This is a genomic window from Serratia sp. ID 25-353 (assembly GCF_054792795.1).
Map to the genome: position 1 here is coordinate 2,960,782 of NZ_CM139236.1, position 12,468 is coordinate 2,973,249.

General features: G+C 58.9%; 9 protein-coding genes, 6 tRNA genes and 3 other RNA genes. 3 read left to right on the forward strand and 15 right to left on the reverse strand.

Annotated features, from left to right (window positions below):
- Positions 1–42: 42 nt before the first annotated feature.
- Positions 43–1,095: a 3-deoxy-7-phosphoheptulonate synthase AroG gene (gene aroG / locus ACYF6X_RS14300; RefSeq protein WP_047568857.1), complete on the reverse strand. Its 1,053-nt coding sequence runs from the start codon at positions 1,093–1,095 to the stop codon at positions 43–45.
- A 212-nt stretch (positions 1,096–1,307) separates the two neighbouring features.
- On the opposite strand from aroG, the gene ACYF6X_RS14305 reads away from it, so the two are divergent.
- Genes ACYF6X_RS14305 through zitB form a run of 3 tightly spaced genes read left to right on the forward strand, consistent with a single transcriptional unit; the run spans position 1,308 to position 6,072 of the window.
- On the forward strand, positions 1,308–1,913 hold the full coding sequence (locus ACYF6X_RS14305; protein WP_063991120.1) for a response regulator: 606 nt from the start codon (positions 1,308–1,310) through the stop codon (positions 1,911–1,913).
- On the forward strand, positions 1,910–5,110 hold the full coding sequence (locus ACYF6X_RS14310; protein WP_130018687.1) for an ATP-binding protein: 3,201 nt from the start codon (positions 1,910–1,912) through the stop codon (positions 5,108–5,110). The genes ACYF6X_RS14305 and ACYF6X_RS14310 overlap by 4 nt, the downstream gene beginning before the upstream one ends.
- Positions 5,110–6,072, forward strand: a complete 963-nt coding sequence (gene zitB, locus ACYF6X_RS14315) for a CDF family zinc transporter ZitB (protein ID WP_063991118.1) — start codon at positions 5,110–5,112, stop codon at positions 6,070–6,072. Before ACYF6X_RS14310 ends, zitB begins: the two co-directional genes overlap by 1 nt.
- A 35-nt stretch (positions 6,073–6,107) precedes the next feature.
- On the opposite strand, the gene pnuC is transcribed toward zitB, so the two are convergent.
- The 14 genes from pnuC to tolB all read right to left on the reverse strand — a co-directional run bounded on the left by pnuC (position 6,108) and on the right by tolB (position 12,336).
- Complete coding sequence (gene pnuC, locus ACYF6X_RS14320) at positions 6,108–6,833, reverse strand: nicotinamide riboside transporter PnuC (protein ID WP_048232945.1); 726 nt, start codon at positions 6,831–6,833, stop codon at positions 6,108–6,110.
- Between the two features lie 20 nt (positions 6,834–6,853).
- Positions 6,854–7,915, reverse strand: a complete 1,062-nt coding sequence (gene nadA / locus ACYF6X_RS14325; protein WP_033642201.1) for a quinolinate synthase NadA — start codon at positions 7,913–7,915, stop codon at positions 6,854–6,856.
- 324 nt (positions 7,916–8,239) lie between these two features.
- Positions 8,240–8,364, reverse strand: a non-coding RNA gene (locus tag ACYF6X_RS14330) — RtT sRNA.
- A 74-nt stretch (positions 8,365–8,438) separates the two neighbouring features.
- Positions 8,439–8,514 (reverse strand) — tRNA-Lys (locus tag ACYF6X_RS14335).
- Between the two features lie 6 nt (positions 8,515–8,520).
- Positions 8,521–8,596, reverse strand: a tRNA-Val gene (locus ACYF6X_RS14340).
- A 36-nt stretch (positions 8,597–8,632) separates the two neighbouring features.
- A non-coding RNA gene (locus ACYF6X_RS14345) (RtT sRNA) lies at positions 8,633–8,756 on the reverse strand.
- Positions 8,757–8,769: 13 nt separating this feature from the next.
- A tRNA-Lys gene (locus ACYF6X_RS14350) sits at positions 8,770–8,845 on the reverse strand.
- 156 nt (positions 8,846–9,001) lie between these two features.
- Positions 9,002–9,126, reverse strand: a non-coding RNA gene (locus ACYF6X_RS14355) — RtT sRNA.
- 15 nt (positions 9,127–9,141) lie between these two features.
- Positions 9,142–9,217 (reverse strand) — tRNA-Lys (locus tag ACYF6X_RS14360).
- Between the two features lie 7 nt (positions 9,218–9,224).
- Positions 9,225–9,300 (reverse strand) — tRNA-Val (locus tag ACYF6X_RS14365).
- Positions 9,301–9,431: 131 nt separating this feature from the next.
- Positions 9,432–9,507 (reverse strand) — tRNA-Lys (locus ACYF6X_RS14370).
- A 178-nt stretch (positions 9,508–9,685) separates the two neighbouring features.
- The gene (gene cpoB, locus ACYF6X_RS14375; RefSeq protein WP_033647153.1) at positions 9,686–10,480 is read right to left on the reverse strand and encodes a cell division protein CpoB; all 795 of its coding nucleotides are present in this window, start codon (positions 10,478–10,480) and stop codon (positions 9,686–9,688) included.
- A 9-nt stretch (positions 10,481–10,489) separates the two neighbouring features.
- Positions 10,490–10,999 (reverse strand): peptidoglycan-associated lipoprotein Pal, encoded by a 510-nt coding sequence (pal, locus tag ACYF6X_RS14380; RefSeq protein WP_025160033.1) that lies wholly within the window; start codon positions 10,997–10,999, stop codon positions 10,490–10,492.
- 44 nt (positions 11,000–11,043) lie between these two features.
- Positions 11,044–12,336 (reverse strand): Tol-Pal system beta propeller repeat protein TolB, encoded by a 1,293-nt coding sequence (gene tolB, locus ACYF6X_RS14385; protein WP_033655159.1) that lies wholly within the window; start codon positions 12,334–12,336, stop codon positions 11,044–11,046.
- Positions 12,337–12,468: the final 132 nt, after the last annotated feature.

A 12,468-nucleotide genomic window follows, 5' to 3' on the forward strand; every position in this document is an offset into this window, starting at 1 on the left:
TTAAAACAAGGGCCCGCTGCCGGGCCCTTGTCATTTTCGCGATTAGCCGCGGCGCGCTTTCACCGCCGCCGCCAGATCGCGCAGCACGGTTTCGGTGTCCTGCCAGCCGATGCAGCCGTCGGTCACGCTCTTGCCGTAAACCAGCGGTTCGCCGCTTTCGAGGTTCTGGTTACCTTCCACCAGGTGGCTCTCAATCATCACGCCGATGATCGCTTTTTCACCGCCGCTAATCTGCCCGCAAACGTCAGCGCTCACGTCCATCTGCTTTTTGAACTGTTTGCTGCTGTTGGCATGGCTGAAGTCGATCATCACCTGCGCCGGCAGCCCGGCTTTGCTCAGGCCGGCTTTGACGTCTTTCACGTGCGCCGCGCTGTAGTTAGGCTCTTTACCGCCGCGCAGGATAATGTGGCAGTCGCCGTTGCCGCTGGTGTTAACGATCGCCGAGTGGCCCCACTTGGTCACCGACAGGAAGCAGTGCGGCGCACCGGCGGCGTTGATGGCGTCGATCGCCACCTTGATGGTGCCGTCGGTGCCGTTCTTGAAGCCCACCGGGCATGAGAGGCCGGAGGCCAGCTCGCGGTGCACCTGCGATTCCGTGGTGCGCGCGCCGATGGCGCCCCAGCTCATCAAATCCGCCAGGTACTGCGGCGTGATCATGTCGAGGAATTCGCCGGCGGCCGGCAGACCGCTGTCGTTGATCTCCACCAGCAGCTTGCGCGCCAGACGCAGACCGTCGTTGATGTTGAAGCTGTTGTCCATCTGCGGATCGTTGATCAGGCCTTTCCAGCCCACGGTGGTGCGCGGTTTTTCGAAGTATACGCGCATCACCACTTCCAGCTCGCCCTTCAGTTCTTCACGCAGCGCCAGCAGGCGCCCCGCGTACTCTTTGGCGGCTTGGGTATCGTGAATAGAGCAAGGGCCAATCACCACCAGCAGGCGATCGTCGCTGCCGCGGAGGATATTGTGAATTGCGCTGCGGGCCTGGGACACCGTCTTTGCTGCGCGTTCAGTGGCCGGGAATTTCTCCAGCAAAGCCACCGGCGGCAGGAGTTCCTTAATATCATTAATGCGTAAATCGTCGTTTTGGTAATTCATAGCTTTTCCATTCGGTATCGAGGGGTATTTCGCAGTGCGTAACGGTGTAGATCCCAACAATCTAGCCTGTGGGAATGGCGCTGTAAATCACCTTTGCCCCCCTCCGCTGGAACCGCCAAATTAACAGCAGATTGTGCTGTTTCATCAGGGGAGCGCAGAGCCTCCTTTTTCGCTATGCTAGCGATCGGAATATAAAGCGACCCGAGTTGAACATGCCCTCTCTGTTATTAGTTGATGACCACCCGGTGGTTCATGTCGCACTGGAAGCGGCGCTAATGAAATCATCCCGCCCCTACCGTCTGCAGGCGGCGCAGGACGACGTCCAGGCGCAGGCCCTGCTGGCCGAGGCCGCTTTCGGCCTGGTGATCCTGGATATCGGCCTGCCGCAGGTCGACGGGCTGCAGCTGTTGAAAAAAATTCGCCGCCGCTATCCGCAGCAGCCGATCCTGATCTATACCGCGCAGGAAGCCGAGGTGTATGCGCGCATGGCCCATGCCGCCGGCGCCAACGGTTTCGTCAATAAAGGCAGCTCGTTGGCAGAGCTGGTACAGGCGATCGAGCAGGTGCTGGACGGTGAAACCCACTTCCCCGCCGCCGCGCTGGCCGAAGAAGCGCCGACGGCGGACGGTGGGCTGCTCACTCCCAAAGAGCTCGAAGTGCTGGGCTTGCTGAGCCAGGGGCTGTCCAACCTGCAGATCGCCGATCGGCTGCACATCAGCAACAAGACCGTCAGCACGCACAAAAAGAACATCCAGCGCAAAACCGGCGCCGGCAACCTGCTGGAGCTGGTGGCGGTGTTTAAAGAGCTGGCGCCATGATGCGCCGCGCTCTGCTGCTGCTGATCCTGTGGTGCGGTTTGGTGCAGGCGGCGGCGCCGGTGCGCTATCAGTTGGTCAGCAATCTGAATACCCCCGAGAACATGCTGATCGTCGGCGAGAAAAACCCCTGGCGCGACCGAACGCTGCGCATCGGCATCATCAGTGAGAACACCAGCCCGTACAACATCATCGTGGATGACGATCTGTACGGGCTGAACGCCGACTACCTCGGCTATATCCAGCAGGTGACCGGCATTCGCTTCGCCATTTACGGCTTTGCCGATCTGACGCAGCTGGAGCAGGCGCTGCACGACGGCAAGATCGATCTGCTGTACGGCATCCCGCAGAGTGAGGCGCTGCACGGATTGGCGATATCTCAGCCCTATTACGTCAGCAACCTGCGCGTATTGCGCGATCGCAGCAACGATCGGCCGGTGATGCTCAACTCCGCCAACGCCCGCGTCGCGATCGGCGCGCTGACCGACATGCAGTCCGGCGGCGCTCTGCAGGCGGTGGCATCGCAGATCCAGCGCTACGACAACAATCTGCAGGCGGTCTACTCGCTGCTCAACGGCAGCAGCGACTACTTTATCGCCGACGAGGCCAGCGCCAGCTTTATCATCGACCAACTGCAGCTCGGCCAGCTCTATCAGATTGAAAGCAACGAGAATCTGGGCAACCTGTCCTTCGTGTTCGCCGCCGCCGACTCGCGGCTGATAGACACGCTGGACACCGCCATCGCCGACGCGCCGATGGAGCTGATGAACGCCCTGCAGAGCCGCTGGAGCAAAAAGATCCCCAGCTACCTCGACACCGGCAATGCCGATCTGACGACGATGGAGAAGAATTGGGTGGCGAGCCACCGCGTGGTGTACTACGCCGCCATCGAGAACAACTTCCCGTTCGCCTACCGCGGCTCCGACGGCCAGCCGCGCGGCTACGCCATCGACATTCTCAACATCATCGCGCAAAACACCGGGCTGCGTTTCGCGCCGCTGTGGGCACGCAACGCCGAGCAGGCCGATCAGCTGGTGCAGTCCGGCCAGGCCAGCTTCCGCGCCGCCCTGCCGCTGGCGCGCGGCGTCAAGGCGCGCTACGGCGCCAGCATGCCGATCCACCGTTCACTGTGGGGCGTTTACGTCGGCCAGCATGCTAACGGCATTTCCACCTGGAGCGATTTGGCCGGCCAGCGCATCGGCGTGCTGCAGGGCGATTTGGCGCAGGGGCTGGTGCCGGAGCGGGAGCAGACCGTCAGCTTCGCCGACAGCAAGTCGATGTACGACGCGCTGGCCAACGGCCAGTTGGATGCGCTGGTGGATAACGTCATCTCCGCCAACTTTTTGGCGCTGTCGCGCTATTCCGGCGCCATCAAGCTGGCCTTCGCCGCCAACAACATCCCCTATCCGGTGGCCTTCGGCGTGCGCCGCGATCAGCCGCTGCTCCTGGCGATCCTCGATAAGAACCTGATGCAGATCCCGGCGGACACCCTGCAATCGCTGCGCGACGAGTGGATCGTCGATCGCAGCAACCTGATCGACGCGGTGAACGACAACCGCATGCCACCGCAGACCACCTGGCTGCTGGCGCTGCTGGCCGCCGCCACCGTGCTGCTGCTGGCGCTGACGCTGCGCCGTTTCATGCTGCAGCGCCGTGAAAAACGCGAACGCGAAGAGCTCGAGCACGCGCGCCGCCGCGCCGAAGCGGAAAATCGCATGAAGAGCAAATTCCTCGCCACCGTCAGCCACGAGCTGCGCACGCCGATGCACGCCATCCTCGGCCTGCTGGAGCTGGAGCTCAAACGCCAACCCGCGCCGGAAGGCCTGCCGGTGATATACAGTTCGGCCTCTTCGCTGCTCAACCTGCTCAATGACCTGCAGGATCACGCTCGGCTGGAAACCGGTTCGCTGACGCTGGCGCCAAAACCGGTGACGCTACACCCCTGGGTCGCGCGCATCGACGCCCTCTACCGACCGCTGATCGGTGAACGGCCGTTGACGCTGAGCGTGGTGGCGGATCCGGCGCTGCCGGAGGCGGTGATTATTGATGGTGAGCGTTTACTTCAGGTGGCTAACAACCTGATAAACAACGCGATAAAGTTCACGCCGCGCGGCACCATTCAGGTCGAGATCGGCTGGCGCGCGCAGGATGAGCGGCAGGGGGAATTGCGATTAGCGGTGAACGACAGCGGCTGCGGTATCGCCGCCGATGAAATAGGCAAGCTGTTCCAACCGTTTTACCGCGCGCGCGGCGCACAACGCATCTCGGTGCAGGGCACCGGTTTGGGACTGTCTATCTGTAAAGAGATCGTCGAACAGATGGGCGGCCGCATCGAGCTGCACTCGCAGCCAGGAGTCGGCACCCGCGTCGAGGTCGCGATACCGGTCGAGCTGAGCGGCGCGGCCCCGGTTATCGCCCCGGAGGAAAGCCCCTTTGCTCTGCCGCCTCCCGTCTTGCGTACCGCGCTGATTGACGATCACCCCACCAATCTGTTGCTTATGGAACGCCAGTTGCGCCACTTCGGGCTGCAACCCGCCCGCTTCGAACAAGGCTATGCGCTGTTGAAAGCCCAGCGCCGTCAACCGTTCGATCTGCTGTTTATCGACTATAACATGCCGCGCCCGGACGGCCTGACGCTGGCCAGGCTGATCCGCCGCGACGAACAGCGGCTGCAACGCCCGCCTTGCCACATCGTGCTCTGCTCGGCAGACGTGCAGGAGTTTACCCGCATTCCTCCGGGGCTGGTGGCGATCGACCACTTCCTGACCAAACCGATTTCACTGGCGGCGATCGGCCAGGTATTGGCCCAGCAGCCGCAGGCCCAGGAAGAAAAGTCAGTCCTTACTGACCTGCGGCAAACGCTGGCCGAAATAGCAGGTGGCGATCGCGCCATGCTGCAGCGGCTGGCGCAGACGCTCGGCGATACGCTGCGTCAGGATCGACAGCGGCTCGCGGACGCCGTCGCCGCGAGCGACTGGCCGCACCTGGAGCAGGCGGCGCACCGCATCAAGGGCAGCCTGCTGATGCTGCAGCTGCCGGAAGCCGCGCAGCTGTGCCAGCAGCTGGTGGATACCGCACGTCGGGGCGAGCTTGCCGCCACCGCTTATACTAAATTAAAGGCGTTAGTGGCGCAGATAGAACCGGAGCTGGACGCCCTGCTCGCCGCCGCCCCCTCTTTCGCTATGCATAAGGATGAATAATGTCGGACACTCCACACGTACACCTGCCGAAAGACAGTAATAGTAAACGCCTACTGACCGCTTTTTTAGTCACCGCCGTCTTTATGGTGGCCGAGGTGGTCGGTGGCCTGTTGTCCGGCTCGCTGGCGCTGTTGGCCGATGCCGGCCATATGTTGACCGATGCCGCCGCGCTGCTGGTGGCGCTGATGGCGGTGCACTTCTCCCAGCGCAAACCCAACGCGCGCCACACCTTCGGCTATTTGCGCCTGACCACCCTGGCGGCCTTCCTCAACGCCGCGGCGCTGCTGGTGATCGTGGTATTCATCCTGTGGGAGGCGATACGGCGTTTCTTCGAACCGCAGCCGGTGATGGGTACGCCAATGCTGATCATCGCCGTAGCGGGGCTGCTGGCGAACCTGTTCGCCTTCTGGCTGCTGCATCGCGGCAGTGAAGAGAAAAATATCAACGTGCGCGCCGCCGCGCTGCATGTGTTGGGCGACCTGCTCGGTTCGGTGGGCGCCATCGTCGCCGCCATCGTCATTCTCGCCACCGGCTGGACGCCGATTGACCCGATCCTGTCGGTGCTGGTCTCCTGTCTGGTGCTGCGCAGTGCCTGGCGGCTGCTGAAGGAGAGTTTCCACGAGCTGTTGGAAGGCACACCGCAGGAGGTCGATATCGCCAAGCTGCAAAAAGACCTGTGCCTGAATATCCCGGAGGTGCGCAACATCCATCACGTGCACGTCTGGCAGATCGGCGAACAGAAGCTGATGACGCTGCATGCGCAGGTGATCCCGCCGCATGATCATGATGGGCTGTTGCAACGCATTCAGGGTTATCTGTTGGAACACTACAAGATTGGCCACGTGACCATTCAGATGGAGTACCGGCACTGCGAGACACCGGACTGCGGTATCAACCGGGCGCCGGAGCCGAGTGAACACTCACATGCCGAAGCGCACTCCCATCTGGGACATCGTCACTAAGCCAAGAGGGCGCCACCACGGCGCCCTCTGCGTTGTTACGGTGCGGAAGAGAGCGGGTTGGAACGGTTGCGCCCGGCGCTCTTGATCCACAGCCAGGAGCCGTTCAGGGCGATCAGCGTCAGAATGACGTATTCCAGCGCCATCGCGTATACCCCCTGGTAGGCGAAGATAGCCACGCTGATGACGTCGATAACCACCCACAGCAGCCAGTTTTCCACGTACTTGCGCGTCATCAGGATCATCGCCACGATGGAGAGCACCATCATCGCCGAATCCCAGAATGGGAACGCGTCCGGCTGCAGCTCAGGCATCTGCACGTTCAGCCCCAGCCCTTGCATCACCGCTACCGCGATCTGCGTCAGCCAAGCGAACACGCGGTCGATGTTAAAGGTCATCAGGCCAATGCCGATGACGCAAACCGCCGCCCAGGCCAACGCTTTCGGTAACGGCAGCCAGCGGATCTGCAGCTCAGCCTGATTATCCTGGGTTTGGCGGCTCCAGGCATACCAACCGTAAATGTTGGCGCCGAAAAAGAACAGCTGCAGCAGCAGGCTGGCGTACAGCTGGATCTGGAAGAAAATCACCGCGAACAGCGTGACGTTGATCAGGCCGAACAGGTAGTTGATGATTTTTTCCTTGCTGGCGTACCAGATGCACAGCAACCCGAACAGCGTGCCGATGGCTTCGATCCACGACAGATCGTAACCGCCCGCGCCAAGCGGAATATGCACCAGAATATTGCTGGTACTGAAGAAGCTCATGAGGTCATCCTTTTAAACGGTTAAGCGTTGCCTTTAACCTGCATCTTAAGCTGAGCGGCGAAATCCAGCATGCGGTTCAGCGGCACCAGGGCCTTCTCACGCAGCGCGGCGTCCACGTGGATCTCATGCTGCGCGCCCCCCTGCTCCAGCCCTTCAGCAATCGCCTTCAGGCCATTCATCGCCATCCACGGGCAATGCGCGCAGCTGCGACAGGTCGCCCCTTCTCCGGCGGTTGGCGCTTCGAACAGCTCCTTGTCCGGGCAGGCCTGCTGCATCTTGTAAAAGATACCGCGATCGGTGGCGACGATCAGCTGTTGATGCGGCAATGTTTTCGCCGCCTGAATCAGTTGGCTGGTCGATCCCACCGCATCCGCCAACTCAACCACCGCCTGTGGCGATTCGGGATGCACCAGGATGGCCGCCTGCGGATAAAGCGCCTTCATGCGCCGCAGCGCCTGAGTCTTGAACTCGTCATGGACAATGCAGGCGCCTTGCCAGCACAGCACGTCGGCGCCGGTCTGCTTCTGCACGTAGCTGCCGAGATGACGATCCGGCGCCCAGATGATCTTCTCGCCCAGGCTGTCCAGGTGTTCGATCAGCTCAACGGCGATGCTGGAAGTGACCACCCAGTCAGCGCGCGCTTTGACCGCCGCCGAGGTGTTCGCATAGACCACCACGGTACGATCGGGGTGTCTGTCGCAAAACGCATGAAACTCCTCTTCCGGGCAGCCCAGATCCAGCGAACATTCGGCAAACAGCGTCGGCATCAGCACCTGCTTTTCTGGGCTGAGGATCTTGGCGGTTTCCCCCATGAAGCGCACGCCGGCCACCAACAGCGTGGAAGCCGGATGGGCGCTGCCGAAGCGCGCCATTTCCAGCGAATCCGCCACGCAGCCGCCGGTTTCTTCCGCCAGCGCCTGGATTTCCGGATCGGTATAATAGTGGGCGACCATCACCGCATTGCGCTGCTTGAGCAGGGTTTTGATTTTCTCGCGATAAAAGGCTTTTTCGGCTACGTCCAGCGGAACCGGTTTAGGCGGGAAGGGGTACACCGCCGCATTGACATCAAACATTTCACTCATCGCTGCAATCTCATGCTAGGCTGGGCGCCTGCCGCGTGAATATCGCCTGCCGCAACGCCCTTCGTTTTATATACTAAACAAAATACCTAAAACCGCGCGAAAAGTCCGCTGATATTTTCATATTTGCGCACCTATTGTTTAATGAATTAAAAAACACAGACAGTGGCTGCACAGCTCACAGCGGATAATGGCCTGACGAGACCGTATAGCCGTTCAGAGAACAGCGTGAGGATGATCGGTGCGGTGTTGAAACGAGAAAGCAGCGGATTCAGATTGCGATGACGCAGATGCGAAAAAAGCGCCAAAAGGCGCTTTTCTCTGAATGGGTGGGTCGTGCAGGATTGATTCGGCCTGTGGCCTCACCCTGCGGGCAACGCTGCGCGTTGTCGTATCGCTGCGCGATGCTCGAACCTGAGCGCAGGATCTCACCCGCACGACTCGGTGAACTCTGTTAGCAAGAGGGTAAAGTAGAGTCTGGTGGCGCAGATGCGAAAAAAGCGCCAAAAGGCGCTTTTTTCTGAATTGGTGGGTCGTGCAGGATTCGAACCTGCGACCAATTGATTAAAAGTCAACTGCTCTACCAACTGAGCTAACGACCCGCAGTGTGGTGGGTGATGACGGGCTCGAACCGCCGACCCCCTCCGTGTAAAGGAGATGCTCTACCAACTGAGCTAATCACCCACTGCTGTGGTACTGCTATTTTTCACTCTCAAAGAGTGGTGGGTCGTGCAGGATAACTCGGCCTTTGGCCTCGCCCTTGCGGGCCATCACCGGAGTGATGTTGTCTCGCTTTGCGAGACTCGAACCTTTACGGTTCTCATCCTGACGATTTAACACCTTGCTCTATTAAAGCGTGGTGGGTCGTGCAGGATTCGAACCTGCGACCAATTGATTAAAAGTCAACTGCTCTACCAACTGAGCTAACGACCCACTGATGTGGTTTACTGCTGATGGCGAATAGGCTATTGGAACCGACTCGCGGAAAACAAGGATGGGGATGTTCAGGACAACTCGACGGGTACTCGACTCGGACCTTTACTTTGCCACATCAAACCGATTCTGAAGCTGCCATTCTTTCTTAAAGAATGGTGGCTCGTGCAGGATAACTCGGCCTTTGGCCTCGCCCTTGCGGGCCATCACCGGAGTGATGTTGTCTCGCTTCGCGAGACTCGAACCTTTACGGTTCTCATCCTTTACGATTCTCTATCGCAGCCATTCTTAAAGAATGGTGGGTCGTGCAGGATTCGAACCTGCGACCAATTGATTAAAAGTCAACTGCTCTACCAACTGAGCTAACGACCCATAACAGTGGTGGGTGATGACGGGCTCGAACCGCCGACCCCCTCCGTGTAAAGGAGATGCTCTACCAACTGAGCTAATCACCCACTGTTGTGGTTACTGCTACTTCAGAAATTGGTGGGTCGTGCAGGATGACTCGGCCTTTGGCCTCGCCCTGACGGGCCATCACTTCGTGATGTTATCCTTCCCGATTCCACTTCATTTCTTGCTTCAAAATTGGTGGGTCGTGCAGGATTCGAACCTGCGACCAATTGATTAAAAGTCAACTGCTCTACCAACTGAGCTAACGACCCAATTTCCCTGCCGCTTTAACATCTTGCAAGATGTCTTGGCAACGGCGGCATATATTACTAATTTATCTTGGCAGCGCAACCTAAATTTTTGACTGATGCGTTCAACTGCTTGTTCTTCACGCGAATGAGCCCAGAAATCGGTCAAATCGACTAACTTCTGGGCTCATTTTTCTGACTGTTAACCGCCTACGCGACTTTTCGCCTGTTTGGCCGCCGCACTGGTTGGGTATTGTTTAATCACCTGCTGGAACACGGCTTTGGCTTTATCGGCCTGCCCTTTCTCCTGCATGATGATACCCACCTTGTACATGGCGTCCGGCGCCTTCGGTGATTTAGCGTAATTCTTCACCACCACCGCAAAATAGTAGGCCGCGTCGTCTTTTTTACCCTTGTTGTAGAACAACTGGCCCAGCCAATAGTTGGCGTTAGGCTGGTAGGTAGACTTCGGGTACTGTTTTACGAAGGACTGAAAGGCGGAAATCGCCTGGTCATACTGTTTTTTTTCCAGCGCCAGAGAAACAGCGGCGTTGTAGTCGCTGTTCTCATCACCGCCGCTCGGCGTTGCAGAAGCGGCTGCAGGCGCGCTGCCGCCCGCATCGGAAGATGCGCCTGCGGCTGCCCCACCGGCAGCGCCCGCGGCCGCAGAAGCGCTCTGAGCGCCGCCCTGGCTGAGGCTATCCATCTGTTGATAGATTTGCTTCTGGCGTTCAACCACCTGATTCAACTGATACTGGCTTTCCTGGATTTGCCCACGGAGAGAATCAATGTCGCGTTGGTTATCAGAGAGTTGTTGCTGGAGTTGATTTAAAAGCTGGCCTTGAGCATTACTGATGCGCTCAAGCGAGGTGACGCGGTCTTCGACCGAGCCGGAGCCGACATTACTGATTGGCGCTTGGGCAGTAGCGGCCCAAGGGGCCGCTACGCCAACCAGTAACGACAGACTCAACAGGTGACGTCTGAAGTTACTGTTCATGCGATTCTCTTAGTAAACCAGAACGGCACGACGGTTTTTAGCATAAGCCGCTTCGTCGTGGCCCAGTACTGCTGGTTTTTCTTTACCGTAAGAAACGATAGAGATCTGGTCAGCGGAAACGCCTTTACCCTGCAGGTACATTTTAACGGCGTTAGCACGGCGCTCACCCAGAGCGATGTTGTATTCCGGCGTGCCGCGTTCGTCAGCGTGGCCTTCAACGGTCACTTTGTAAGACGGGTTGTTACGCAGGAATGCAGCGTGCGCGTCCAGCATCTGAGCGAATTCGGAGCTTACGTCATACTTGTCCAGGCCGAAGTAAACAATGTTGTTCTTCTGCAGTTCTTGCATCTGCAGACGAGCTTGTTCTTCGGAAGACAGGTTGCTGCTGCCGTTTTCCATACCAGTGCCAGCGCCCATACCAGATTGGTCGTTGTTCGCGCTTTTGTTAGAACTACAAGCTGCTACAGCCAGAACTGGCAGTGCCAGCAGAAGCCCTTTCAGCACTTTGTTCAGTTGCATTTCTTTGATCCTTTTATAGTTTGCCATACATATTTACACATGCATCACAGATACGGCGACCAGGCAGGGAATTTGACCTGTCCATCAGTTGCCGGAAGACGCGCTTTGAAACGCCCATCAGTTGACACCAACTGCAGCACGGAGCCCATACCTTGCGTGGAGCTATAGATCACCATGGTGCCGTTTGGCGCAATACTAGGCGTTTCATCCAGGAAGGTGCCGGTCAAAACCTGAACGGCGCCCGATCCAAGATCTTGTTTGGCGATGTGTTGTGCACCACTGTTGGTGCTCACCATCACCAGGAATTTACCGTCGGAGCTGACTTCAGAATCCTGGTTCTGAGCGCCTTCCCACGTCAGACGCTGTGCGGCACCGCCGCTGGCGCTGATTTTATAAATCTGCGGACGCCCGCCCTGGTCGGAGGTAAACGCCAGAGACTGGCCATCCGGGAACCAGGTCGGTTCGGTGTTGTTGTTGCGGCCATCGGTCAGTTGCGTGATCTGGCCGGAGCCGAGGTTCATCACGTACAGGTTCAGGCTGCCGCTCTTGGACAGCGCGAAGGCCAGCTTGCTGCCGTCCGGCGAGAACGCTGGCGCACCGTTGTGGCGCGGGAACGAGGCGATCTGGCGGATAGCGCCGTTAGCCAGGGTCTGCACCACCAGCGCGGAACGGCCGCTCTCGAAGGTCACGTAAGCCAGTTTGCTGCCGTCCGGCGACCAGGCCGGTGACATCAGCGGCTCAGGCGAACGGTGCACCGTGAACTGGTTATAACCGTCGTAATCCGCTACGCGCAGCTCATACGGGAATTTCCCGCCGTTGGTCTGCACGACGTAGGCGATACGGGTACGGAACGCGCCCTTGATGCCGGTCAGCTTCTCGAACACTTCGTCGCTGGCAGTATGGGCAGAATAACGCAACCATTGTTTGGTCACTTTATACTGGTTCTGCGCCAAAACGGTGCCCGGCGAACCCGAGGTATCCACCAGCTGGTAGGAGATCAGGTAGCTGCCGTCAGCGCCAGGTTGAACCTGGCCGACAACCACGGCGTCGATGCCCAGCGCAGTCCAGGCCGCCGGCGTCACTTCAGACGCGGAGGTCGGTTGCTGCGGCATGCGCGCCACGTCGATCGGGTTGAATTTGCCGCTGTTGCGCAGATCCGCGCCGACAATCTTGCCGATATCCTCCGGCGGCGTGCCTGGGCCCGCCCATTTAAACGGCACCACGCCAATCGGACGAGCGGAGTCGACCCCTTGGGTGATTTCAATGCGAACTTCCGCGTGCAGCACGGACGCCCACAGAATTAAAAAACCTAGCGCTACTCGAAATGCCTGCTTCATCTCATCTCCCTTATCCAGGCGGGATGCCTGCGATAAATTAGCAGAATTTTAACAAACCAACTTACGTAAAACTACATAATCCCTGTTGGTTACCTTAGTACATCCCTGTGATATCACTCACTCACTCAATCA